Source organism: Actinoplanes sp. NPDC019969 (assembly GCF_055562375.1).
Map to the genome: position 1 here is coordinate 134,766 of NZ_JBVHFK010000016.1, position 25,372 is coordinate 160,137.

At 71.7% G+C, this 25,372-nt stretch carries 20 protein-coding genes; 11 read left to right on the top strand and 9 right to left on the bottom strand.

The features are described 5' to 3' along the window. Positions 1–50 precede the first annotated feature (50 nt). Positions 51–803 (bottom strand): hypothetical protein, encoded by a 753-nt coding sequence (locus ACZ3II_RS37845; protein ID WP_465524577.1) that lies wholly within the window; start codon positions 801–803, stop codon positions 51–53. A 209-nt stretch (positions 804–1,012) separates the two neighbouring features. Between ACZ3II_RS37845 and ACZ3II_RS37850 the strand changes: the two genes are divergently transcribed. Continuing rightward, positions 1,013–1,582 carry an FKBP-type peptidyl-prolyl cis-trans isomerase gene (locus ACZ3II_RS37850; protein WP_465524579.1) on the top strand — a complete coding sequence of 190 codons (570 nt, stop codon included), beginning with the start codon at positions 1,013–1,015 and terminating at the stop codon, positions 1,580–1,582. Positions 1,583–1,584: 2 nt separating this feature from the next. Here the strand turns inward: ACZ3II_RS37850 and yaaA are convergent, their stop codons facing one another. Both yaaA and ACZ3II_RS37860 read right to left on the bottom strand, forming a co-directional pair. Beyond that, on the bottom strand, positions 1,585–2,382 hold the full coding sequence (gene yaaA, locus ACZ3II_RS37855; RefSeq protein ID WP_465524581.1) for a peroxide stress protein YaaA: 798 nt from the start codon (positions 2,380–2,382) through the stop codon (positions 1,585–1,587). 67 nt (positions 2,383–2,449) lie between these two features. Further along, positions 2,450–4,192, bottom strand: a complete 1,743-nt coding sequence (locus tag ACZ3II_RS37860; protein WP_465524583.1) for a copper resistance CopC/CopD family protein — start codon at positions 4,190–4,192, stop codon at positions 2,450–2,452. A 97-nt stretch (positions 4,193–4,289) separates the two neighbouring features. Between ACZ3II_RS37860 and pgm the strand changes: the two genes are divergently transcribed. From pgm to ACZ3II_RS37880, 4 genes are all read left to right on the top strand, one after another. After that, the gene (gene pgm / locus ACZ3II_RS37865; protein ID WP_465524585.1) at positions 4,290–5,915 is read left to right on the top strand and encodes a phosphoglucomutase (alpha-D-glucose-1,6-bisphosphate-dependent); all 1,626 of its coding nucleotides are present in this window, start codon (positions 4,290–4,292) and stop codon (positions 5,913–5,915) included. Positions 5,916–6,000: 85 nt separating this feature from the next. Continuing rightward, a complete protein-coding gene (locus ACZ3II_RS37870; protein WP_465524587.1) occupies positions 6,001–8,304 on the top strand; it encodes a putative bifunctional diguanylate cyclase/phosphodiesterase in 2,304 nt (767 codons plus the stop codon). 49 nt (positions 8,305–8,353) lie between these two features. Beyond that, positions 8,354–9,694 (top strand): MFS transporter, encoded by a 1,341-nt coding sequence (locus tag ACZ3II_RS37875; RefSeq protein ID WP_465524589.1) that lies wholly within the window; start codon positions 8,354–8,356, stop codon positions 9,692–9,694. A 47-nt stretch (positions 9,695–9,741) separates the two neighbouring features. Then, positions 9,742–11,202, top strand: coding sequence for a diguanylate cyclase domain-containing protein (locus ACZ3II_RS37880; protein WP_465524591.1), 1,461 nt, complete (start codon positions 9,742–9,744; stop codon positions 11,200–11,202). A 10-nt stretch (positions 11,203–11,212) separates the two neighbouring features. Here ACZ3II_RS37880 and gndA read toward each other — a convergent pair whose 3' ends face one another. Beyond that, positions 11,213–12,652, bottom strand: coding sequence for an NADP-dependent phosphogluconate dehydrogenase (gene gndA / locus ACZ3II_RS37885; protein WP_465524593.1), 1,440 nt, complete (start codon positions 12,650–12,652; stop codon positions 11,213–11,215). Positions 12,653–12,750: 98 nt separating this feature from the next. Between gndA and ACZ3II_RS37890 the strand changes: the two genes are divergently transcribed. Both ACZ3II_RS37890 and ACZ3II_RS37895 read left to right on the top strand, forming a co-directional pair. Continuing rightward, entirely contained in the window at positions 12,751–14,196 is a 1,446-nt protein-coding gene (locus ACZ3II_RS37890; protein WP_465524595.1) for a diguanylate cyclase domain-containing protein, read from the top strand. A 149-nt stretch (positions 14,197–14,345) separates the two neighbouring features. Beyond that, a complete protein-coding gene (locus ACZ3II_RS37895) occupies positions 14,346–15,404 on the top strand; it encodes a spore photoproduct lyase family protein (protein ID WP_465524597.1) in 1,059 nt (352 codons plus the stop codon). A gap of 37 nt (positions 15,405–15,441) precedes the next feature. Here ACZ3II_RS37895 and ACZ3II_RS37900 read toward each other — a convergent pair whose 3' ends face one another. The 4 genes from ACZ3II_RS37900 to ACZ3II_RS37915 all read right to left on the bottom strand — a co-directional run bounded on the left by ACZ3II_RS37900 (position 15,442) and on the right by ACZ3II_RS37915 (position 20,064). Beyond that, positions 15,442–16,545 (bottom strand): alpha/beta fold hydrolase, encoded by a 1,104-nt coding sequence (locus ACZ3II_RS37900; protein ID WP_465524599.1) that lies wholly within the window; start codon positions 16,543–16,545, stop codon positions 15,442–15,444. Between the two features lie 156 nt (positions 16,546–16,701). Further along, a complete protein-coding gene (locus ACZ3II_RS37905) occupies positions 16,702–17,961 on the bottom strand; it encodes an erythromycin esterase family protein (RefSeq protein WP_465524601.1) in 1,260 nt (419 codons plus the stop codon). Between the two features lie 35 nt (positions 17,962–17,996). Next, complete coding sequence (locus tag ACZ3II_RS37910; protein ID WP_465524603.1) at positions 17,997–18,284, bottom strand: sulfurtransferase TusA family protein; 288 nt, start codon at positions 18,282–18,284, stop codon at positions 17,997–17,999. Between the two features lie 7 nt (positions 18,285–18,291). Then, entirely contained in the window at positions 18,292–20,064 is a 1,773-nt protein-coding gene (locus tag ACZ3II_RS37915; RefSeq protein WP_465524605.1) for a SpoIIE family protein phosphatase, read from the bottom strand. Positions 20,065–20,596: 532 nt separating this feature from the next. On the opposite strand from ACZ3II_RS37915, the gene ACZ3II_RS37920 reads away from it, so the two are divergent. From ACZ3II_RS37920 to ACZ3II_RS37930, 3 genes are all read left to right on the top strand, one after another. After that, positions 20,597–20,911, top strand: coding sequence for a type II toxin-antitoxin system PemK/MazF family toxin (locus ACZ3II_RS37920; protein WP_465524607.1), 315 nt, complete (start codon positions 20,597–20,599; stop codon positions 20,909–20,911). 619 nt (positions 20,912–21,530) lie between these two features. Then, on the top strand, positions 21,531–22,085 hold the full coding sequence (locus ACZ3II_RS37925) for a CGNR zinc finger domain-containing protein (protein WP_465524609.1): 555 nt from the start codon (positions 21,531–21,533) through the stop codon (positions 22,083–22,085). 30 nt (positions 22,086–22,115) lie between these two features. Continuing rightward, the gene (locus ACZ3II_RS37930; protein ID WP_465524611.1) at positions 22,116–23,138 is read left to right on the top strand and encodes a hypothetical protein; all 1,023 of its coding nucleotides are present in this window, start codon (positions 22,116–22,118) and stop codon (positions 23,136–23,138) included. Positions 23,139–23,146: 8 nt separating this feature from the next. Here ACZ3II_RS37930 and ACZ3II_RS37935 read toward each other — a convergent pair whose 3' ends face one another. After that, positions 23,147–24,463 (bottom strand): MFS transporter, encoded by a 1,317-nt coding sequence (locus tag ACZ3II_RS37935; protein ID WP_465524613.1) that lies wholly within the window; start codon positions 24,461–24,463, stop codon positions 23,147–23,149. An 88-nt stretch (positions 24,464–24,551) separates the two neighbouring features. Between ACZ3II_RS37935 and ACZ3II_RS37940 the strand changes: the two genes are divergently transcribed. Next, on the top strand, positions 24,552–25,372 hold an 821-nt coding region (locus tag ACZ3II_RS37940; RefSeq protein WP_465524615.1), incomplete at its 3' end, for an alpha-amylase family glycosyl hydrolase.

The window sequence follows — 25,372 nt, forward strand, 5'->3', positions numbered from 1 at the left end:
CCAGCCCGCGAACACAGGGTTCCCCTTCCGGTTCGAGAAGTTCGAGCAGGTCAGCGCAAGGTGGCGGCCTGCAGGGCGACGCCGCCGCACTTCGCGTCGAAGGATGCGCCGGTGATCCACTCGACGGAGATCTTGCCAGTTCGCGAAGCCTGATACGAGATGACATAGGCCGATGTCGCCATCGACGTGTCCCGTACCTCCCACGAGCTGTCGAATTCCTTGCCGGTGGAGAGCTTGATGCGCAGGTCGCCGCGGGCGGCGGTGGCGCCGACGTACAGCGTGAGGGTGCTCGAGGCGGTCCCGGCGGGCGCCGACAGGGTGAAGCCGTTGCCGGCGCCGCAGGTGCTCACCCCGCTGGTGACACCGGACGTCTTCGCCAGGGGCTCCCCGCCGGTCCAGCGGAACCGTTCCGGGCCGGCGGTGTGCCGGTTGCGCGGCAGCGACGGGGTGTCCTCGAGGATCGCGAACCCGCCGCCGGCGTCGCGGTCCATGGCGAACCTGCCGCCCTCGCCCCAGTGCACCCAGTCGACGATGCCCTCGGCGGCCAGGTCGACGGTGCCCGGGACCGGCACCCGTTCGATCGTGATCGAGTCGATCGGCGCGAACGACGGCGACGGGGTGATGCTGGGCAGGGGGATCGGGATCTGCGCGGGCGGGCTCGGCGGGGCGGCGGCGAGCGGCGCGTGCGGCGCGGGTTCGGAGTCCCTGCCCCGCGAGTACAGGACGACGCCGAACATGACGACGGCGATCACCCCGGCGAGGATCACCACGGCCGGTTCCCGGAATTCTCGCCAGCGACGCAACGGCAAGGATTCCTCCAGATCAACAGCGACGGGCCCGGGAGCGGTAAACGATCTCATCCTGGCGGGCGGGGGTGAAGAGGGGGAGGCCGCTGGGGGACGTACGGCTGATCATCCGCCTCGGCGATTCGGGGGAGGTTCCGTGCCGGATTGCTACCGGCTGCGAGTAGCGTGTCCGAAGTTTCCGACTCGGCTGACCAGGAGTGCGACGCATGAGCGACAAGACCAAGTCCACCGGCAAGCGAGGCCAGGCCATCGCGGGGGTGCTCAGCGGCGCGCTCGTCTTCGTGGTGCTGACGATCGTGTTCTTCGTGGTGCGCGACAACGACGACACTCCCGCCGCCTCGCAAGCCTCCCCGGCGGCGCAGGCCGCGGCCGCCGCGACCGCGCAGGCGTCCCCGGCGGGCAGTTCGGCCGCCGCCTCGACCGGCCTGTCGCAGGAGCCGGAGGTGGTCAAGGGCACCGGCACCCTGAAGGAACTGGTGATCAAGGAGCTGGTGCCCGGCACCGGCGAGGTCGTCAAGGCCGGGCAGACCATCAGCGTCAACTACAAGCTGACCGGTTACACCTCCGGCGAGGTGATCGACTCGACGTGGAGGGACGGTAAGTCGACTCCGTACCCCACTCAGATCGGCACCGGCCAGCTCATCCAGGGCTGGGACAAGGGCATCCCGGGTCAGAAGGTGGGCAGCCGGATCCAGCTGGACGTGCCGCAGGACCTGGCGTACGGCCCGAGCAAGGGTGACCTGCGCTTCGTGGTGGACATCCTCTCCGCCGAGTAGTCCTACAGCTCGGTCACGACCACGTCGAGCTGTCGGGGCCTCCCGGCGGGGGCGGGCCGCTCCTCGACCGTGAACTTCAGGTCGCGCAGGGCGGTGACCAGGTCGTCCACCGAAGCCGGAGCAGCGCTCTCGGTGGCGAGCGCGCGGACCAGGCGGCCCTTGGTGGCCTTGTTGAAATGGCTCACCACGGACCGCCTGGCCTCGCCGCCGGCGATCCGCTCGTGCAGGACACGCAGGGCGGCGGCGTTCCCGCCGGGCGCCCACATCGCGGCGTAGGCGCCGGACCGCAGATCCAGGACCGGCGTCCCCGCGGTGGCCTCGTCCAGAGTTTCGTTCAAGACCTTCTTCCAGTACGCCGTGAGCCCACCGACCGGTGACGGCAGCGTGACACCCACCGAGCACCGGTACGCCGGGATCCGGTCACCGAGCCGCACCACCCCCCACAGCCCGGAGAACACCACCACGCTGCGGTCCAGCCAGTCCCGTGCCGGGCCGTCGAGAGTGGCGGGGCCGAGGGCCTCGTACAGCACCCCGGTGTAGATCTGCGCGGCCGGACCCGCCGGCGCCTCGCGGAGAGCGGCGTTCCGGGCGATCTCGCCCCGCTGCCCGGCGCTGAGCCCGAGCACCGCCAGGCTGTCCGCGATCGACCGTTCACTGCTGCGCCCGCACATGGTGACCAGCTTCTTCAGCACCCGCTCCCGGGCGCCGGCCAGCTTCGGCAGCCACAGTGACGCGGGGTCGACGGGCTCGCCGGAAACGGCCGGGGTCTTACCTTCGGAGGGCGGCAACAGGATCAGCACGCCGCGACCTTAGCCCCTGCCACCTGCCGTCCGGCCGCGCCACCACGCGGAGGTGACGACGGCCGCGTCAGCCGGGGACGGTCACGGTGGTCCTGGTGGTGGCGCGGTCGATGGGGGAGGTACGGATGGTGAAGGTCAGCTCGTAGGTGCCGGGCAGCGGGAACGACACCGAGCCGAGCGCCTGGTTCCCGGTCTCCAGCCCGGCGATCGGCTGCGGCAACGCCTCCAGGGCCGGATCGGTCAGCCGGGCGGTGAGCTGCCACTCCTCGGCCCGCAGTGGCGCGCCTGACGGGCTGTAGAGGAACGCGTGCACGGTGTTGTACTCGCCGAGTTCGACGGGATAGATGTTGAACTGGACGGTGTACAGGTCGGTGGTCAGCGTCTCCGACGCCCCGACGCCGGTGAGCGCCTTGTCCTTGGCCGCCTGCACCCGGCCCGGGTCGACCTGGACCAGCACGGAGCTCAGCGCCAGGATGATCGCGGCCGCTGCCACCTCGACGCCGACCAGACGCCGCAGGCCGCTGCCGTTCGCCCGCCGGATCACCCGCCGCCGGGCGGCCGCCGCGATCGCCAGCACGCCGGCCAGGATCACGACCTTGCCGGTCAGCAGCCTGCCGTAGTCGGTCTCCCACAGCGCGCTCACCCGGCCCAGCTGCACCACCGCGTGCACCAGGCCGGCGACCACCAGCCAGAGCACGGACAGGGCCGCCCAGCGGGACCAGACCGGCAGGATCAGGCCGAGGGCCCGCGGGTGCGTGCCGCGCAGCAGGAAGACGGTGAGCGTGACGAGCCCGCCGATCCAGACGGCCATCGCCGCCATGTGCACCACCCCGGCCGCCACGGTCACGGCCGGCAGCGGAACCGCGACGGCGTGCCCGGTCAGCGGCCACGTCGCCAGCCCGGCGACCGCCAGCAGGAGCACGGCCGCGCCGTGGGCCCGGCGGGTACCCGGGCGCGTGGCCACCGGCCCGGACGGCGCGGACCCGGAGCCGGCCGGGGCCGCGGGGGGTGGGGCGGCGCCGGCGAAGGCGAGCTGGCGAGCCGGCGCGGCGGAGGACCGTGCGGCGGTACGGGTGCGGAGCAGGGGTGGCAGGAGGACGGCGAGGGCGGCCAGGATCGTCAGGCGGGCCAGGAGGAGCAGGCCGAACTGGCTGGTGGCGACCTCGGCCAGCTCGGCGGTGGACACCTTCCACAGGGGTGCCCCGGAACCCTGCTGGGCCTGCGTGCCGAGCGCGCCGGCGGTCGCCACGGCGGTCAGGATCAGGCCGATCCGGATCGTGAGCAGTGCTCCGGACCGGGAGCGCCGCCGCGGCCACAGGAACGCCAGGAACAGGGCGGGGCCGGCGATCAGCGTGATCCCGGCGTACCCCAGGGTCTTGAAAAAGGGAACGGCGACCGCAACCGAGGCATGCGGCCCGGTCGAAGCCGCCGGGGCCTCGGGGCGGGCCGACGGCGCGCCGACCGAGAAGGTGATCGCGCCGCCGACCGGGTGACTGTCCGCCGAGATCACCCGGAAGCTGATCAGGTAGGTGCCGAGCGGCCGTTCCGCCTTCCGGACCGGGATGCGCACCACGTTCCCGCTGACCGTGGCCGTGCCGGAGATCCGTTCGCCGTCCGGGGCGATCACCTGCACCTGCCCGGTCACCGGCGCCACCGGCTCGCTGAACGTCACCGTCACCTCGGCCGGCGACGAGCCGATCACGCTGCCCGGAGCCGGGCTGGAGCCGACCGGGGCGGCGTGGGCGGACGCGGGGGAGGCGGGAACGGTGAGAGCGGTGGTCATGAGGAGCAGGAAGAGCAGGACGCGCATCACATGGGGTAGTTCGGATCGGCGCGGGGAATGGTTCAAGGCGAGCGTCTCGATACGATCCGTGACAGCTCCCAAGCCCCTCCCCGAGGAGACGCACATGTCCGTCCACGCCCGCGCCGGGCAGCCCGCCGAGCCGTCCGACCTGATCGACGTTCCCAGGGTCATCTCGCGTTACTACACGGAGCACCCGGACCCGGCCGACGCGGGGCAGCGGGTCGCGTTCGGCACGTCCGGGCACCGCGGCTCCAGCCTGCGCACCGCCTTCAACGAGGATCACATCGCGGCGACCAGCCAGGCGATCGTGGAGTACCGCCGGGAGCAGGGCACCACCGGCCCGCTCTTCCTGGGCCGGGACACGCACGCGCTCAGCGAGCCGGCGATGATCACCGCTCTCGAGGTGTTCGCGGCGAACGACGTCACGGTGCTGATCGACGACCGGGACGGTTACACGCCGACGCCCGCGCTGTCGCACGCGATCCTGCGGTGGAACCGGAGCAACACCGCCCAGGCGGACGGTGTCGTGGTGACCCCGTCGCACAACCCGCCGGACGACGGCGGTTTCAAGTACAACCCGCCGAACGGCGGCCCGGCCGACACCGACGCCACCAAGTGGATCCAGGACCGGGCGAACGCGCTGATCGCCGCCGGGCTCAAGGAGGTCCGGCGCTCCGCGCGGCCCCAGACCCCGCAGGTGTACGACTACCTGGGCATCTACGTCGACGACCTGCCCAACGTCATCGACGTGGACGCGATCCGCCGGGCCGGGGTGCGGATCGGCGCCGACCCGCTCGGCGGCGCCAGCGTCGCCTACTGGGGTGAGATCGCCGCTCGGCACCGTCTCGACCTGACCGTGGTCAACCCGAACGTCGACCCGACCTTCGGGTTCATGACCCTGGACTGGGACGGCAAGATCCGGATGGACTGCTCGTCGCCGTACGCGATGGCCTCCCTGATCGCCCAGAAGGACCGGTTCCAGATCGCCACCGGCAACGACGCCGACGCCGACCGGCACGGCATCGTCACCCCCGACGGCGGCCTGATGAACCCCAACCACTACCTGGCCGTCGCCATCGGCTACCTCTACCGGTCGCGGGACGGCTGGCCGTCGGAGGCCGGCATCGGCAAGACCCTGGTGTCGTCGTCGATGATCGACCGGGTCGCCGGTGACCTGGGCCGCCGCCTCGACGAGGTGCCGGTCGGCTTCAAGTGGTTCGTGCCGGGCCTGCTCGACGGCTCGATCGGGTTCGGTGGCGAGGAGAGCGCCGGCGCGTCGTTCCTGCGCCGCGACGGCGGGGCGTGGAGCACCGACAAGGACGGCCTGATCCTCGACCTGCTGGCGTCGGAGATCCTGGCGGTCACCGGGAAGACGCCGAGCGAGCACTACCGGGAGCTGACCGCGCGCTTCGGCGAGCCGGCGTACGCCCGGATCGACGCCCCCGCCACCCGGGAGCAGAAGGCGGTGCTCGCGAAGCTGTCGCCGTCGCAGGTGACCGCGTCGTCGCTGGCCGGCGAGCCGATCACGGCGGTCCTGACCGAGGCGCCGGCCAACGGCGCCGCGATCGGCGGCCTGAAGGTGGCGACGGAGTCCGGCTGGTTCGCGGCCCGGCCGTCCGGCACCGAGGACGTCTACAAGATCTACGCCGAGTCGTTCCAGGGCCCGGAGCATTTGTCGCGGATCCAGGAGGAGGCGCGGGCCGTGGTGTCCGCCGCACTGTCCGCCTGAGGCGGTTCCGCTCAGTTCCACGGCTTCCGCGCCGACAGGCAGTCTGTACCAGACGTGCCGATCGGGCGGGAGCCGTACCCAACCCATGAGCGATACCGACGCCGGCGTCCCCCGCTTCCGGGGCGGGGGACACACGGACGTGCTGGTGGCGGCCGTGGCGAACCTCGGCGTGCTGATCTGGCTGCTGGTCCGGGACGCCGAGGACGTCACGTACGGCTACATCGGCGGCCCGATCGCCCTGGCCGTGGCGATCGCCGCCACCCGGCGGATCACCCGTACGGTCCGGCTGCCCCGCCCGGTCCGCACCTTCTGGCGCCGCGTGCACCTCTCCTCGCTCTGCCTGTTCCTGTCCTCGGTGATCGCGCTGGCCCGGGCCAACAACAACACCGGCATGTCGCTGTGGGTGGCCGTGCCGATGATGTCCGGCCTGCTCCTGCTGATGGTCGCGTTCCTCGGGCTGCCCGGCCCGCGCCGTAACGCCGCCGGCCTGCTGCGGGCCGCGCTCGACACGGTGACCGTCGCCGTCGCCAGCGCCCTGATCTTCTGGTACGTGGTCCTCGACCTGGCCCCGTCAGGCACCTCGCTGGGCGCCCGGATCGTCGCCGCGGTCGTCGGCGTCGGCGGGGTGCTGCTGCTCGTGGTGATCGGCAAGGCGGCGGCCGCCCCGGAGACCGTCGTCGACGGCGCCGCGCTGCGGGTGCTGATGACCGCCCCGGTCGCCGCCGTCACCGGCACGTTCCTGCTGATCGCCGGCGCCGACTGGTCCCGGATGGCGCTGTCCGTGCTGGCCCTGCCGCTGGTCGGGCTCGCCCTCTGCGTCGGCGCGCAGCTGCAGCGCCGGGCGCTGAGCCGGCCCGACGGGCACCCGGTGACGTTCCCGGCCCGGTCGCTGTTCAACCTGCTGCCGTTCGCCGCCGTCACCGCCACGGCCGGCCTGGTGATCAGCGTCAGCTCGCAGGACATGACGAACCGCCAGCGGGCCGTGATCATCGGCGCGGTGGTGATCGCCGGCTGCGTCGTCGCCCGGCAGCTGCTCAGCCTGCGGGAGAACACGCTCGCGCTCCGCGGCATCCGCCGCCAGCAGGCCGAACTGGAACGGCTGGCGCTCAGCGACAACCTGACCGGGCTGCCGAACCGGGCCCGGTTCATCGTCGCGCTCGCCGAGCGCCTGGAGGACCGGGACCCGGCCTCGGCGCTGCTGATCGACGTCGACGACTTCAAGATGATCAACGACACGATCGGGCCGGCGGCCGGTGACCAGCTGCTGCACGCGGTGGCGCAGCGGCTGCGGGAGCAGTGCGCGCCCGGGGAGATGCCGGCCCGGCTCGGCGGCGACGAGTTCGCGGTTCTGCTGCCGGTCGAGGACCCGGTCGCGGCCGAGGCCGCCGCCGGCCGGTTGCTGCAGGCGCTCGCGGAGCCCTTCCTGGTCGCCGAGCAGCAACTGTTGCTGCACGCCAGCGCCGGCATCGCCATCGCCGAGACCGGCGAGAACGCCGACGAGGTGCTGCGCAACGCCGACATCGCGATGTACGCGGCCAAGGAGGCCGGGAAGGCGTCGCTGGCCCGGTTCGAGCCGCGGATGCGCCACGACATGGTCAGCCACGCCACGCTCGCCGGGGAGCTGCGCACCGGCATCGCCCGCGGTGAGCTACGGCTGCACTACCAGCCGGTGTACGACCTCGTCACCGGCGGCCTGCACGGCTTCGAGGCGCTGGTCCGGTGGCAGCACCCGGTGCGCGGGTTCGTGTCGCCGGGCGAGTTCGTCCCGGTCGCCGAACGGTCCGGGCTGATCGTGCCGCTCGGCGCGTGGGTGCTGCGCGAGGCGTGCCTGCAACTGGCCGCGTGGCGCGCGCACTTCAAGGAGGGCGCGGTCGAGGCGATCAACGTGAACGTGGCGGTCCGGCAGTTGCGCGAGACCGGGTTCGTCGACGAGGTCGCCGCCGTGCTCAGCGAGACCGGCCTCACCCCGCGGAACCTGATCCTCGAGGTCACCGAGTCGTCGGTGGTCGACGGCTGGCAGGTCAGCGAGACCCTGCAGGCCCTGCACGAGATGGGCGTACGCCTGGCCCTGGACGACTTCGGCACCGGTCAGTCGTCGCTGAGCCTGCTGCGCGCCTTCCCGGTGGACGTGCTCAAACTCGACAAGTCGTTCGTCGACGGGATCGCTGACGGCGCCGACCGGGGCCGCCTCGCGGTCGCCGCCGCCGTCGCCCAGCTCGCCGAGCACCTGCAGCTGAAAGCGGTCGCCGAGGGCATCGAGAGCCGGGAGCAGCTGGAGCGGCTGCGGGACATGGGATACCGGTACGGCCAGGGCTTCTACATGGCCAAGCCGCTGCCACCGGCCGACTGCGGCCCGCTGATGGCCCCCGACGCCGTGCGCGCGGCCTGAGGCGAATTCGCGTGGACCTCAACCGGGGTCCAGGTACTACCGTGCTGTCATGACCGTCGTCACGGGGCATGTCCGCACCTTCTACCAGCTTCTCCTCAACACCGGCCTGGTGTCGGTCATCAACTTCACCGTCTGGTTCGCCGTCACCTTCTGGACGTACCTCCAGACCAAGTCGGTCTTCGCGACCGGCGTCATCTCCGGCATCTTCCTGGTGCTGACCGCCCTCACCGGCATCTGGTTCGGCAGCCTCGTCGACGGGCACCGCAAGAAGACCGCCCTGCAGGGTTCCGCGCTCGCGTCCCTGCTGCTCTACGCCGCCGCGCTCGGGGTCTACCTGGCCGTGCCGGCGGAGGCGTTCCACGATCCGGCCGACGCCCGGCTCTGGGCGTTCGTGCTGCTGCTGATGTTCGGGGTGATCGCCGGCAACATCCGCACCATCGCCCTGCCGACGCTGGTCACCCTGCTGATCGACGCCGACCGGCGGGACCGCGCCAACGGCCTGGTCGGCACCGTCTCCGGCACCACCTTCCTGGTCACCTCGGTGATCAGCGGCGTGCTGGTCGCCTTCGACGGGATGCGCTCGGTGCTGATCCTGGCGCTGGTGGTGCTCGCGGCCTCGCTGGTCCACCTGCTGTTCGTGACCATCCCGGAGCGGGCGCCGGCGGACGGCGACAGCGCGGCGTCAGCGCCCGGCATCGACCTGCGCGGCACGATCCGGATCGTCGCCGGGGTGCCGGGCCTGATCGCGCTGATCCTGTTCAGCACGTTCAACAACTTCCTCGGCGGGGTGTTCATGGCCCTCGCCGACGCGTACGGGCTGTCGCTGGTGTCGGTGCAGGCGTGGGGGCTGCTCTGGGGCGTGGTCAGCACCGCCATGATCATCGGCGGGATCGCGGTGTCGCGGACCGGACTCGGGTCCCGGCCGCTGCGCCTGCTGCTGGTGATCAACATGGTGCTGTGGGCGATCATCCTGATCTTCCCGCTCTGGGCGTCGATCATCCCGATGGGCATCGGCATGTTCCTGTACCTGCTGCTCATGCCGTACGCGGAGGCCGCCGAGCAGACCATCCTGCAGAAGGTCGTGCCGTACGAACGGCAGGGCCGCGTCTTCGGCCTGGCGCAGAGCGTCGAGCAGGCCGCGTCCCCGCTGACCGCCTTCCTGATCTCGCCGATCACCCAGTTCGTGTTCATCCCGCTGATGAGCGACGGCGGCGCTGGCGCCCACGCGATCGGCTCCTGGTTCGGCACCGGGCCCGACCGCGGGATGGCCCTGGTCTTCGTGCTCACCGGGTTCCTCGGGATCGTCGCCACCGGGTTCGCGCTGATCAGCCGCCCGTACCGGAACTTGAGCCGGACCGTCGGCCGGGAGACCGCTTTCTCTCAGACCTGAGCTCTCCCGGCCGATCTGCCCCCGTCAGCGTCGTAAGGGGGACCAGCATGGGATGGCCGCGCGCCACGGCGCCCGCATGGCCCGTGCACGCGGGACTGGCCGGCCTGTCGGCGACGGCGGTCACGGCGTACGCCCTGGCCGGGCCGGAGATACGGGTCGTCGTCTTCACCGTGGCGACGGCCGTCCCGATCGTCACCTTCCTGATCGCGCTCGGCGCCGGGCACCTCACCGACCGGCTGCCGTGGCTCGCCGCCACCGCCGGGCTGGGCTTCCTCTGCCTCGGCCAGGTGCTGTGGCCGGACTGGATCCCCGGGCACCATCTCGGCCGGGCCGAGGGGTCGCTGACCGACTGGGTGATGGCGTCCGCGCACCTGCTGTTCCTGATGGGCACGTCCATCGCGCTGCGCCGGCACGGGCGCCGGGACCCCGGCGGGCTCATCGACGCGGGCCTGTGCGGCCTGTGCGCGGCCGGTCCGCTCTGGGAATGGCTGGTCGGGCCGTACCTGGGCCCGGACGCGACAGCGCTGGGCAGCGCCCTGGTGCTCGCCGACGTCCTGGTGCTCTCGGCAGTGCTCGGCTGCGTCATCCGGATCAGCACCACCGCCCCGAAGGCCCGCGGCCCGCTCGTCTACCTGATGATCTCCGGTGCGCTCACCCTCGCCTGCGACGTGGTCTCGGTGCGCACCGTGCACGGCGACCCGGTGTGGACCGCCGAGATGATGATGCTGGCCTACCTGACCATCGCGGCCGCCCCGCTCCTGCCGACCGCGCCGCTGATCACCCTGGCGGCGGCCGGGAAGACGGTGGCCGAGCACCCGCCGCTCGGCTGGCTCGGCGCGGCCCTGTGCGCCAACCCGCTCATCGCCGCGGTGCAGGCGATGCACGGCGACCGCCCGGCCAGCCTGGTGCTGCCGGTCAGCACGATGATCGTCATCCCGGTGGTGCTGCTGCGCCTGCACCTGCTGTCCGTGGAACGGGACCGGGCCGAACGCACCCTCGCCCACCAGGCGCACCACGACGAGCTGACCGGCCTCTACAACCGGCGGCACATCGTCACCCGGATCGACCAGGCGATCGGCGACCTGGCGGACGAGCGGCTCGACGAGGTCACCCTGCTGCTGTGCGACCTCAACGGCTTCAAACCGGTCAACGACCGGTACGGCCATCAGGCCGGCGACCAGGTCCTGCAGACGGTCGCCGCGCGGCTGACCGCGGCCGTCCGGGAGGACGACCTGGTCGGGCGGCTCGGCGGCGACGAGTTCGTGGTCCTGCTCCGTGGCGAGCACCCGGCCGGCCTCGCCACGCGGATCGCCGAGGCGCTGCGCGAGCCGATCGAGGTGGCGGGCACGTCAGTACGGATCGGCGCCTCGATCGGGATCGCCCGGGCCTGGCCCGGCTCCGGCATCGACCGGGACGAACTGATCGGGCAGGCCGACGCCGCGATGTACGTGGCCAAGGCGGACAAGGACGCCAGGGCCCGGCCGGTGTCGCTGGCCGGGCCCGTCTGAACGCGGAACGTCAGGCGTCGACCTCGGGACGGCCCTCGGCGGCCCACAGGGTGTGGAACGAGCCCGGCTTGTCCACCCGGTGGTAGGTGTGCGCGCCGAAGAAGTCCCGCTGGCCCTGGATCAGCGCGGCCGGCAGGCGCGTCGCTCGCAGGCTGTCGTAGTAGGCCAGCGCCGACGAGAAGCCCGGCGCCGGAATGCCCTGCTGGGCGGCGGTCACCACGACCCGGCGCCACGCGTCCTGCGCGCCGGCCACCGCGTCCTGGAAGTACTGGTCGACGAGCAGGGTCGGCAGGGCCGGGTTCTTGTCGTACGCCTGCTTGATGAAGTCCAGGAACTTGGCGCGGATGATGCAGCCGGCCCGCCAGATCTTCGCCATCGCGCCGGGGTCGATCTCCCAGCCGTACTCCTTGCTGGCGGCCTGGATCTGCTGGAAGCCCTGGGCGTACGCCACGATCTTGGAAGCGAACAGCGCCTGCTCGACATCCGCCACCAGGTCGCCGCCGTGCGCACCGGCCGACGCCGACGGGCCGGGCAGGCCCGCGCTCACCGCCGCCTCACGCTCGGTCACGCCGCCGGAGATGGCGCGGGCGAACACCGACTCGGCGATCCCGGACACCGGAACACCCAGATCCAGAGCTGCCTGTACGGTCCACCGGCCGGTGCCCTTCTGCTCCGCGCGGTCCAGCACCACGTCCACGAACGGCTTGCCGCTCGACGCGTCCACCTGCTTGAGCACCTCGGCGGTGATCTCGATCAGGTACGACCCGAGCCGCCCCTCGTTCCAGCCGGTGAAGATGCCGGCGATCTCCTCCGGGGAGTGGCCGCCGACCTGGCGCAGCAGGTCGTACGCCTCGGCGATGAGCTGCATGTCCGCGTACTCGATGCCGTTGTGCACCATCTTCACGAAGTGGCCGGCGCCGTCCGGGCCGACGTGCACGCAGCACGGCTCGCCGTCCACCTTCGCCGCGATGTCCTCCAGCAGCGGGCCGAGCGCCTCGTACGACTCCTTCGGGCCACCGGGCATGATGCTCGGGCCGTGCAGCGCGCCCTCCTCGCCACCGGAGACGCCGGCGCCCACGAAGTGCAGGCCCTTCGCCTTCAGCGCCGCCTCCCGCCGCCGGGTGTCCGCGTAGTGCGCGTTCCCCGCGTCGATCAGCATGTCGCCCTCCTCCAGCAGCGGGGCGAACTCGTCGATCACCGCGTCGGTGGCCGGGCCGGCCTTCACCATGATGACCACCCGGCGCGGGCGCTCCAGGCTGGCCACGAACTGCTCGGCCGTCTCCGCGGGCAGGAACGTGCCCTCGTGGCCGAACTCCTCGACGAGCTCCTTGGTGCGGCCGTAGGACCGGTTGTGCAACGCCACGGTGTGCCCGTGCCGGGCGAAGTTACGAGCCAGGTTGCGGCCCATCACCGCCAGGCCGGTGACACCGATCTGCGCCTTCTGCGACATCGTGCTACGTCCTTCCTCGTTACCTGCCCGTTACGGGCCCCGCGGACATTCTTACGGGATCCGGCGGCCAGAGGTTCGATCACGTCCACGTTGTGAACATGCCTCAGGTGACCGGCGGCGCGACCGATCGCAGGGCCGTGACCCGCTACCTCGGCATGATGGCCTTCCTCGCCGTCGCGGCAGCCTGCACCGCGGCCATGCCGGTAGCCCCCGACCCCGTCCGGCACCTGATCTTCGTGCTGATCGCCGTGATCACCCTGGGCGCGGCGATCCGCCTGGTCCGCATCGTGGTGGCCGGGGAACGGCTGCCGTTCGCCCATCTCGCCCTCGGCGCCGCCTGGCTGCTGATCAACTCGGTGCTCGCGCTCAGCGGCGACGACCGGCTGATCACCGTCGCCGACGTGGTCCTGGCGATCAGCAACCTGCATCTGCTCGCCGCCGCGGTCGCCCTCGTCCTGCGGCGCGGGCGCAACGACGTCGGCGGGCTCATCGACGCCGCCGTGATCGCCACCGTCATCGCCGCGCTCACGTGGACCCTGCTGCTGCAACCCCACCTGAACCGGGCCGGCGTGACCCTGCCGTCGCAGGCGAACCTGCTGGCCAGCATCCTGCTGCTCTCCGGCGTGCTCGGCACCCTGGTCCGGCTGCTCCGCATCGCCCGGCCCCGCCCCGCGCCGCTGCTGCTGTTCGCCGCCGCGGTCCTCTGCGACCTGATCGGCTACGTCGTGGTGATCACCGAGCACGGATCGGTCACCGCACAGACCACGGCGCTGCGCGAACTCCCGTTCCTGATCGCGTTCTCACTGCTCGGCACGGCAGTGCTGCACCCCGGCGCCGCCCGGCTCGCCCGCCCCGGCCCGGTCCCGCCGGACCACCTGTACACCTTCCGTACCGTCCTGCTCACCATCGCCGTCACCGTCGTCCCCGCCGTCTCCGGCATCCGCGAGATCCTCGGCATTCAGGGCGACGCCGCCCTGCTCACCGTCGGCAACGTGCTGATCGTCGCGCTCGTCGCCTTCCGCGTCGCCCGCCTCGGCCGGCAGCGGCAGGCCGCCGAGAAACTGCTGCGCCACCAGGCCAGCCACGACCTGCTCACCGGCCTGCCGAACCGGGCCGAACTCTGGCACCGCCTCGACGCCGCGCTCACCCGGGAGCAGCGCTCCGGCGAACCGGCGGTGGTCCTGCTGTTCTGCGACCTGAACGGCTTCAAGCAGGTCAACGACCGCCTCGGCCATCTGGCCGGGGATCAGCTGCTCACCGAGGTGGCGGGGCGGCTGCGGGCGCCGGGGGCGCTGGTCGCCCGGTACGGGGGTGACGAGTTCGTGCTCCTCGCCGAGGACCCGGCCCAGGAGGCGGCGGTGGCACGGCTGACGGCGCATGTCCGCGCGGCCCTGTCCCACCCGATCGCCGTCTCCGGTGAACAGGTCACCGTGGGCGCCAGCGTCGGCGCCGTCCTCTCCGACACCCGCCACGACGCCGACGACCTGATCCGCCTCGCCGACCAGGCCATGTACCACGAGAAGTCCCTGCGCCACACCGCCTGACAACCGGGCCGTCCAGCGGTCGGCGCCGGCCCGCGTTCGCGAGCCGTCGTTCGCGCGGGTATCGGGAGTGCCGTGACCTGTCTGGGCGACGGCTGGCGATCCGGAAGGCGGCGGGGATGGCGGATCTTGGGGCGGGGGATAATCGGGGTGTGACGGAGTTACTGGACATTCGGCGCATCTATCTGGAGCCGGCGGCGGCCGAGCTGCCGCGCGGGCGGGAGGTTCTCGCCCGGTGGCCGGAGGCGACGATCGTCGAGGTGGAGAGTCATCAGCGGATCCCGGAGCTGTACGGGGACGAGACCAACGTGCGGCGCTGGGTGCGGATCAAGCGGGAGGCGCTCGTCGTCGGGGTGAAGAAGACGCTGACGGCGCGGCCGAACGGGCGGTCGGCGGACTTCATCGCCCCGTCGACGGCGAACGGATGCGCGATGGCGTGTGCGTACTGCTACGTGCCGCGGCACAAGGGGTACAGCAATCCGGTCACCGTTTTCGCCAACATCGAGCGGATCACGGCGTACCTCCGCAGGCATGCGGGCCGTCAGGGCCGCAAACCGGAAGCCAACGAATGCGACCCGGTGGACTGGGTTTATGACATCGGTGAGAACTCGGACTGTTCGGTGGACGCCCGGATCAGCGACAACGTCCTCGATCTGGTGACGCTCTTCCGGGATCTGCCGAACGCGAAGGCCAGTTTCGCCACCAAACACGTGAATCGGGATCTGCTGACGTGGGATCCGCGCGGGCGGACCCGGATCCGGTTCTCGCTGATGCCGCCGGCGGATGCGAAAGTGCTCGACATCCGGACCAGTGGAATCGACGAGCGGATCGCGGCGATCGACGATTTCGTGGCGGCGGGGTACGAGGTGCACGTCAATTTCAGCCCGGTGGTGGTCCGTGACGGCTGGCTCGACGATTGGCGGGATCTGCTGGACCGCCTCGACGCGGGGCTCGGGCCGGCCGCGAAACGGCAGCTCGCCGCGGAGATCATCTTCCTGACCCACAACCGCGGCCTGCACGAGGTCAACCTGGGCTGGCATCCCCGCGCCGAGGACCTGATCTGGCGCCCGGACCTGCAGCAGACGAAGCGGTCACAGAACGGTGACCTGAACGTCCGCTACCGCACCGGGGCGAAGGGCGGGTACGTCCGCGCCCTGACCGATCTGATCGCCGAGCGCACCCCCTACCTGCGCGTCCGGTACGCGTTCTGACGGCCCGCCCGGCCGGGACCGGGCGGGCCGGCGCGGATCAGGTGAAGCGGGCGGCGATCCAGTCGGCGACCAGGTCGGCCGAGTCGATGACGGCGCTGTCGTGGGTGCCGCCCTCGATCGTCTCGAACTGGACCGGGATGTCGTAGTCCGCCTCCAGTTGCGGGACGAGCAGGTCGGCGGAGAGGAAGTAGGGAACCGCCTCGTCGGCGGTGCCGTGCACGATCAGCACCGGCGCGCTCGGCGACGTCTGGCCGGGGTTGATGTAGGTGCGGAACCGGTTGGTCACCGAGGCCGGCACCACACCCCCGTTGACGAGCTGTTCGGCGGTCAGCGGCTCGTACGCGGCGAGAATCTCGTAGAGGCAGCCGGTCTGCAGCACCCCGACCTTCGCCTCGGCGGGCGGGGCGAGCACCGAGAACGGCTGGAACGACGGGTCGACGGCGGCGATCCCGTACAGCGCCATGACGAAGTAGCCCTGCGCGGGCGTGCCGGGGATCGCCGGGGCGAGCAGGTCGGCGTTGGAGAGCGGGGCGATGCTGGCGGTGCCGCGCAGCACCAGGTTGCCGTCGTAGGACGGGGCGATCTGGCTGGCCCACAGCGCCGCCGAGCCGCCCTGGGAGTGGCCGTCGACGGCGTACTGGGTGGACAGGGCGGGGTCGAGCTGGCGGGCGGCCCGGACGTTGTCGATGATCGAGCGGGCGGCGCTGGCGCCGACCAGGTACGGGTGCGGCTGCGACGTGCCGAGCCCGGGATAGTCCGGCGCGGCCACCGTCCAGCCGCGGCTGAGCAGCTCGGCGACGGCGATCCGGGCCTCCTCCCAGAACACCGCCTGGTTCGTCGAGGGCGCGCAGATGTCGGCCAGCCCGGTGGTGCCGTGCCCCCAGGCCACGACGCGGTTCTTCTTGTTCTTCCGCGGGGTGATCACGAGACCGGTCGCGGTGATCAGCCCGCCGTTGATGTTGGTGGTGAGGTAGTGGATCCGTTTCCCGGTGGCGACCGCGGACAGGGCCGGCGGCAGGCTCGCGGTCGTCGAGCTCAGCACGTAGCCCGGGACTGTCGCGTAGGCCGGTCCGGTCGGCGCGACAGTCACCCCGCACACGGCGATCAGCGTGGCGAGGACGAGGCGGGAGATCATTTTCATGGCACCACGTTTCCCCTGCGAATTCCGAAGTGGATGATCGATGGATGCCACAGCCTAATTCCGATGTTCCCGTGACGGATCTATATTCACGGGCAGTCGAAGATGCCCTTTCAGGGGATTCAGAAGATCTATTTAATCAGCGGTTCATTATCGTGATCAGACACCGCTGGGGTACGTCTCCGGCTCGTGCGCGTCCACTCGGAGAGTGTGCAGCGGCCGCAGTGCCCGCGTCTCGTCGATCCACAGAAAAGCGTCGTAACGGTCGCCCAGAATCGTCGGCACGTAGTTGCCCCAGCGCTCCCGCTCCGGGCGGTACACCACGCCGATCGCCCGGTGCGGCAACGCCTCGGTGAGCAGAGCCGGCCGCGGATCCGACGTCGGGAAGACGAACAGCGCGCATTCCGGGGCGTTGTGGTGCAACACTTCCTCCAGGGAGCCCGGCTTGGCCTCGGGCACCCCCATCGCCTCCATCGGCTCGCCCCAGCCGGCGCCCGCCACCACCGTGCCGCGGTGGGTGCCGAAACCCACCAGCACCACGTGCTCCTCGCCGAACCGCTCGCGGGCCAGCTCACCGATGGTGACCTCGCCGTACTGCCGCTGGTCGGTGAACCGGCTGTCGCCGACGTGCGTGTTGTGCGCCCAGACCACCGCCCGCGACGACGGCCCGTACCGGGTCAGCAGCCGGTCCAGGGTCTGATCCATGTGCCGGTCGCGGACGTTCCACGCGTCCGGGCCGCCCCGCACCATGCTCCGGTAGTAGCTCTCGGCGCCGGCCACCACCTCGGCGTTCTGCCACACCCCGAAGTCGGTGCCGCGGACCGCCGCGAGCATCCGCACCACCGGATCCTCGCAGGACGCCCGCACGAACTGGGTGGCCCAGCCGTACGCCTGCGGGTCCTCGTTGAAGGGCTCGAAGCACTTGTAGGCCGCCAGCGCGTCCGGGACCCGCTCCGGGTCGTGCTCGCGCAACCACGTCAGGATCTCCCGCATCGACTGCCACAGCGAGTACACGTCGAGGCCGTGGAAACCCACCCGGTCGTCCGGCGGCCGGAACTCGTTGAACGCGCGCAGCCAGCGGGTGAAGTCGACGGTCTCCTCGTTCGCCCACATCCACGTCGGCCACCTGTCGTAGCGGACCAGCGCCTCCCGCGGATCGGCCACCGCGCCCCGGACCGCGGCGTTCACCCGCTCGCAGTCCGGCCAGTCGCCCTCCACCGCGACGAAGGCGAACCCACGCTCGGCGATCAGGCGTTTCGTCAGCTCGGCACGCCAGTGGTAGAACTCGTGCGTGCCGTGGGTGGCCTCGCCGATCATCACGACCCGCGCGTGCGCCGCCCGATCGAGGAGGACCTCCAGATCCCCCGCATCGCGCAACGGCCGGGCGATCGACGCCACCTCGTCCCCGTACCGGATCATCCCCGCCGCTTACCCGCACGGGACAGGCACATACGTCAGACCTTGACCTCCCCGGACGGATGCCAGGGGCGGCCGGCGTCGGTGGGGGAGGCGCCGGCGGAGACCCGTACCCCGTAAGTGGGCCGCTCCTGATCCTCGACCGGGCCGAGATAGACGTGACCGGTCAGATGGCACCAGGCCGGCAGGTCCAGCGGCGCCGCCGGGTCGGTGGCGATCAGGTGGATCTCGGTGCCCGGCGGCAGCGTCGTGGTGAGTTTCCGCAGCTCGATCAGGAGCAGCACGCACCGCCGGTCGCCGCCGTCGAGCACCACGGGAGACGTCATGGGGTGATCATCCCAAAGGGCGCGCGGCCAGGATGCAGGTGTCGTCGTCCGGGTTGGCGCGCTGCAGGCGGGCCAGCAGCTCGGCGAGGGGCTGCCGCGGCGCCGCCCGGACCGCCTCGTCGACCGTCGCGATCACCTCCCGCAGCCCGGCGTCCAGGCTGCGCCGCCGCTGCTCGACCAGCCCGTCGGTGTAGAGCAGCAGCACGTCGCCGGGAAGGAAACCGGTGCGCTCCTCGCCGTACCGGGCGTCCGGGACCACCCCCAGCATCGTGCCGGACGGGCGGGGCAGCGGCACGGTCCGCCCGTCCCGGCTCAGCAGCGGCGGCGGATGCCCGGCCTGCGCCCACACCAGCTCGTGCCGCTCCGGGTCGAACCGGGCGATCACCGCTGTCGCCGCCAGCTCCGGGGTGTCCGCGCCCAGCTCGCAGGTCAGGCGGTTCAGGTAGGTGAGCAGGGTGCCCGGATCGCTGGTGATCACCGCGAGGGCCCGCAGCGCGTGCCGCAGCTGCGCCATCGTCGTCGCCGCCTGGGTGCCGTGCCCGGCCACGTCACCGACCGCCAGCAGCACCGACCCGTCACCGAGGGCCGCCGCGTGGAACCAGTCCCCGCCGACCATCGCCTCCTGCGTGGCCGGCAGATAGCGCAGCGCCACCCGCAGCCCCGGCAGGTCGATCGGCTCCGCCGGGATCGGCAGGATGATCCGCTGCAGGCGCCCGGCCAGCTCGTGCTCCGCCTCCAGGGTCCGTTCCACCTCGGCCAGCCGTTCCGCGCCGGCCTGCTGCTCGGTGACGTCCTGCACCACCCCGTAGATCCGCAGCGGCCGCCCGGACGCGTCCCGGACCGCGTCGGCGATGGTGCGCAGATGCTTGACCCGGTCACCGATCTTGACGCGGGTGACGATGTCCACCCGCTCGGCCCGCTGGAACGCCTCGATCGCGGCGGCCCGCAGCGGCTGGTCCTCCGGCACCGCCAGCAGATCCGTCTCGTCCTGCCCGAGCGGCCCCAGCTCCGGATCCCGCTCGTAGATCCGGTACAGCTGGGGCGACCAGTACATCCTGCCGCTGGTCAGGTCCAGCTCGCCCCAGCCGAGATTGGCGAGCTGCTCCATGCCGTCCAGCCGGTCCGCCTCCCGGGCCGCCTCCGCCAGCCGCGCCCAGCTGATCAGCAGCCCCGGGCCCAGCCGCCGCACCTGGATGGAGAACTCCGCGTCCCGGGCCCGCACCGGCGCCAGATCCGCGGGCTCCCCGGTGTCCAGCACCCGCTCGTACACCTGCCACCGGTCCTCGGCGATCACCTCCGGGTAGTGCCGGCTCACCCGCAGGCCGATCAGCTGCGAGCCGCGCCGTCCGTCCGGGGTCGCCGCCTCCGGGGTGGCCGCCGCCCACACCAGGTCGATCAGCCGGCCCGCCGCGTCGCGTTCACCGGTCAGATAGCCGGCCATGCCCGGCAGCGCGTCCAGAACCCCCTGCACCGTCGCCAGCCACGGCGTGAACCGCCGGCCCGCCGGCTCCGCCGTCGTCAGCGCCGGCGCCGGGCTCACCACCGCCGGATTCACCATCGCCGCCGCCACCAGCTGCGGAACCGTCTCCGGCGGCAGCCGGTCGGTGACCGCCTCGACACTGTCCAGCAGCCGGATCACCCGGCGCGCCAGCTCGGCGACGTCACACCGCTGCTCCGCCGCCATCCGCAGCAGGTGCCGGTGCGCCTCCGCCATCCGGCACCGGGCCCGTCCCGCCAGCAGGCCCACCGCCCGCTCCAGGGCGATCCGCCCGCTGTCCACGTCCTCACCACCCGCCGGTTTCGGAATAGCGCCGGAGCGCGGGACGCTCCCGGTTCGCACGTACGCCCGACCAGCCACCGTGACCTCCCCGCCCGCTTCGGGTTCCTGCTTACGCCAGGGCACCGCACCCTGGCATCCCCCGATCATCCGGCCGGGTGCCCGCGGAACCCGGCACGTCGCACAGGTCACCCGGACGGGCGTCCGCCGTTCGGACACGGCCTCCGCACGGGCGACGGCATGCGGTGCTCCGGGTGGTCCCATCAGGATTGCGGCGTACGGGTGACCGCGGCGCTGTGCTCCCGCCGTGGCCACTGCCGTCCCGTCCGCCCGAACGGGTGCCGCGGCCTGCCGGGCGCACCGAATTCCGTACCCGTTCGGCGCACCTCACCCGGCCCTCCGGCACACACCCCGGGTCCCGGCCCGTCGGGTTCGGTGACGTGTCGCTGGCGGGGCGGGCGCGGGGGAGATCGGTGCGGCGGTACGCTTCCTGCCATGCCGATCCGGACCGTGCCGACCGCCGGGCCGTGCTGAGATGAGACGCGGCGAGATCTGGACCATCGGCGACCGGGCCGACCTGCGGTACCGGGTTCTGGTGCTCTCCGGCGACAGCTACAACGAGCGCAACAACGCGGCCCCGTTCTGCGCCCCGATCGTCCGGCAGCGTGGCGTCACCGAGCTGCCGCCGTACGCCGTCGCCCTCACCGAACAGGACCCGATCACCGGCGTCGTCGTGATCAACCGGATGCGCCGCCTGCCCGCCTCCACCGGCGCCGAACGCATCGGCATGGTCACCGGCGCCAGCATGGCCCGCCTGAGCGACGCCATCCGCGAACTCTTCGAACTCTGACCGCCCCGGGTCCCGCTCTTTCAGAAGTCGCCGCATTCCCTGTACCCACGCGAGACGGCCTTTGGTCCGCAGTGGGCCCGTGCCCGATCTTGTTGATCCGGTATCGGAGCGGGGCGCGCAAGATCGATATCGTGCACTTTCTTGTGCGTCCCGCTCCGGGAAAGCCTTCTTCCCGGTCGCTCATGTCCGCGTCCACCAGCCCTTGAACGGGGTGAGTCCGTACGCACGATCGACCTGCGGCCGGCGTTCTTGTGCGATGCGGCCCGGCACCGCCTGCCCGAGATCGACAAAGGTCGCGATCTTGGGCAGGCGGTGCCGGATTTCCGCAGCTCAGCGCACGATTAGGGGCAGGAATTCGATCTTGTGCGATCGGTTCCGGCGTCGGGTCCACAAGATCGGGTGCTGGCCCGGGCCCGGCCGTGGCCGTGACCGCATCGCCCGGGCCAGGGCTTGACCTCTCGCCGTTGAACACCCCCAGAAGAAGACTCGAGGCCGGTGTTCCGAGCCCAAGATCGCGGGCCTGGCCGATCTTGGTCGGGCGAGGCCGGTGTGCACCGCACAGAATCTCGGGCGGCCGGTCTGCTGCCCTGGCCGGCGTTTCGGGGGGAGTTCGGGACGGGTGGCGTCACTGACCCGCAACGAGCGGGACCGATGTGAAGGCGTCGAGGAGGAGCCGGTACGCCTGGCGCTCGACCTGGTCAACGACCCGCCCCCGACCGCCGTGCTGCTGGCGGAGCGGTGTGCGGCCGCCGGGTTCGTCATCGACGTGCCGGTCCGCGACGAGGACCTCGCCCGGACCGAGGCGTTCCTGACCGGCTGGCTCGGTGTGGTCGACGCGAGCGACCACGCCACCCGCGCGGCCCGGCTCAACACGCTGCTCGCTGGGGCGTCGGCGCATCCGCGCCTGACCGATCACGCCGGCGACGGCTGGCACGTGCACTACCGGGACCCGGATCTGCCGCTCGCCGCCGCGCTGTGTGCCCTGGTCAGCGTCGGGACGGCCCTGCATCTGGCGGGTCGTGGCATGCACCGGCTGGGCCGGTGCGCGGCCGCCGGCTGCCATCGGCCGTACGCGGACTTCAGCCGCACCGGCCGGCAACGCTACTGCTCGGTGGCGTGCGGCAACCGCGACGCCGTACGCCGTCACCGCACCCGCCGGGCGGCCGTCGGCTGAGCATCGAGAGAGGTCATTTACGATCGATCGATGTTCCTCGGTGCGCGCGTCATGATCCGGACCGTGTTCGGGGGCCCGTTGCCGGACGGCCCGGAGTTCGAGTCCGGCCGCATCGCCGGTGACGACCTGCTGCAGCAGGCCCGCGACCGGGCACGCCAGGGCGACTGGCGGGCCGCCCGCGACGCGCTCGTGGACGCCGGCGCCGACGCGGAGCTGCGCGGCCGGCGGATCGACGTGCTCAGCGACGCCGCGGCCGAGGACGACGGGTGGCTCGCCGCGTGGCTGCGGGAGACGCCGGAGGATCCGGACGCGGCGCTGCTCGAGGCGGCGAAGCTGAACCAGCGGGCCTGGACGGCCCGGGGCGGCCAGGCGGCGGCGAACACGTCACCGGAGCAGTTCCGCGAATTCGCCCGGCTGTCCGCGGCGGCCGGCGCGGCGGGACGGCAGGCGATGACGCTGGCCCGGCCGGGCGATCCGGTGCCGTGGACGGAGACGCTGCGCACCCTGTACGTGAGCCGCGACGCCTACGAGGCCTCGTTCGGCGAGCTGTTCGCCGAGGGGCGGCGGCGGGACCCGGTCAACTTCGACCTGCATCGCGTGGCGATCGGCCTGCGCTGCGCGAAGTGGTACGGCTCGCACGACCAGATGTTCGCCGCGGCCCGCCAGGTGGCCGACGCCGCGCCGCCCGGCGCCGCCGCGGTGCTGCTCCCGCTGTCGGCGCACTTCCAGTACGCGTTGCGGGAGTTCGCCTGGGGCACCGACCGGGACCGTACCCGCAAGCTGGTGAAACGCTACTTCCGGGAGCCGGAGGTACGGCAGGAGGTGGACGAGTGGGCCGGCAAGTGGCACGCCGGCTCGCCGGGTCCGGCCCGGCTGGGGACCTGCCGGCAGTGGCTGGCCGTCTACTACACGCTGCTGGGTTCGCGTCCGGAGGCGAAAGCCCAGTTCGACGCCCTCGGCACGCACGTGCAGCCGGTCCCGGTGTGGTCCTGGTTCTGGGGCGAACGCCGGTACGGCTACCTGCGCTGCTGGTGGTGGGCGAACGGGGTGTGACGTTGCGGTCAGGCCCGTACCGCCGCAAGGGTTGGATGGGTTGTCAGGTGGCCGATGATCAGGACCGCGAGGGCCAGGGCGAACATGATCCACCAGCCGGCGTGCGGGCTCTCGATGGAGACCGCGCCGATGACCGCGACGCCGAGGGCCGTGCCGACCTGGCGGCTGGTGGAGGCGATGGCGGCGGCGACGCCGGCCTGGGCGCGGGGCATGCCGGAGACCGCCGTGTTCGTGATCGGGGTGTTGACCATGCCGAAGCCGAAACCGAACAGCAGGTAGCCGGCGAACAGCAGCCATGGTGACGTGGTCGCGCCGGCCTGGGTGAGCGGGAGCAGGCCGAGCGCCATCGACGTGCCGGCGACAGCGAGCGGGAGGCGGGTGCCGCGGCCGGCGACGAGGCGGCCGGAGAGCGGTGACGCGATGATCGTCATGGCCGCCATCGGCAGGGTGTAGAGGCCGGCGTGCAGGGGCGACAGGCCGCGGGTCTCCTGCAGGTAGAGGGTGTTGAGGAAGAGGAACCCGCCGAGCGCGCCGAACGCGCAGACGGCGATGAGTGTGGCGCCGCTGAACGCCGGGTTGCGGAAGAAGCGGAGCTCGATCAGGGGCTCCTCGCGGCGCGGCTCCCACCAGAGCAGGGCCAGCAGGGCGACGGCGGCGAGGGCGAAGCAGGCGGCGGCGGGGCCTTCGATGATGCCGTAGGTGACCGAGGTGAGGATCGTCAGGACCAGGATCTGGCCGACCGGGTCGAGGCGGCGGGCGTGCTCGGCCCGGGACTCCGGGATGAACCGCCAGGCCAGCAGGAACGCGGCGACACCGACCGGCACGTTGATCCAGAAGATGGACCGCCAGCCGAACGAGTGCACCAGGAAACCGCCGGCGAGCGGGCCGAGCGCCATGCTGAACCCGGTGACGGCGCCCCACACGCCGATCGCGCGGGCCCGTTCCCGGGCGTCGGTGAACGTGTTCGTGATGATCGACATGGCGACCGGGTTGAGCATCGAGCCACCGACGGCCTGCACCATCCGGAAGACGATCAGCCAGTTCAGTGTGGGCGCCATGCTGCACAGCAGCGAACCGGCGGTGAACAGGGCGAGCCCGGCCTGGAAGACCCGGCGCCGGCCGATCCGGTCACCGATGGAGCCGGCCAGCACCAGGAGGCTGGCCAGGACCAGGGTGTACGCGTCCAGGGTCCACTGCAGACCGGAGACCGGCGCGTCCAGGTCGTCGCGGATCGCCGGCAGCGCGATGTTCACGATGGTGACGTCCAGGCTGATGATCAGCAGGCTCATGCAGCAGATCGCGAGGACGAGATAGCGGCGGGGCACCTGCCGTTTCTACCCGTTGTCGCCGTAGGGAGACCGGGGGACGCTGATCACAGTTTTCCCGCGGGCGCGGATTGGGCAAGGTGGGCGCATGCATATCTGGCCGGGAAATCCGTACCCGCTGGGGGCCACCTACGACGGCGGTGGCACGAATTTCGCCCTGTTCTCCGAGGCCGCGACCCGTGTCGAACTGTGCCTGTTCGACGACGACGGCAACGAGACCCGGATCGACCTGCCGGAACGTGAGGCGCTGGTATGGCACGGGTACCTGCCGCGGGTGGTTCCCGGGCAGCGGTACGGCTACCGGGTGCACGGGCCGTACGAGCCGCAGTGGGGGCAGCGCTGCAATCCGAGCAAGCTGCTGCTGGACCCGTACGCGAAGGCGATCGACGGCCACTACAAATGGGACCAAGCACTTTTCTCGTACAATTTCGGTGACCCGGAGTCCTACAACGATCTCGACTCCGCGCCGTTCTCGCCCCGTTCCGTCGTCATCAACCCGTATTTCGACTGGGGCAACGACCGCCCGCTGAAGATCCCGATGTGGGAGACGGTCATCTACGAGGCCCACGTCAAGGGCATGACCATCCAGCACCCGGACATTCCCGAGGACGTCCGCGGCACCTACTCCGGCCTCGCCCACCCCGCGATGATCAAGTACCTGAAGAGCCTCGGGGTGACCGCCGTCGAGCTGATGCCGGTGCACCAGTTCGTCCACGACAGCGGGCTGATCGAGCGCGGGCTGACCAACTACTGGGGTTACAACACGATCGGGTTCTTCGCCCCGCACAACGACTACGCGTCGTTCCCCGAGGGCGGCGGGCAGGTGCAGGAGTTCAAGGCCATGGTGAAGGCCCTGCATCAGGCCGGGATCGAGGTGATCCTGGACGTGGTCTACAACCACACCGCCGA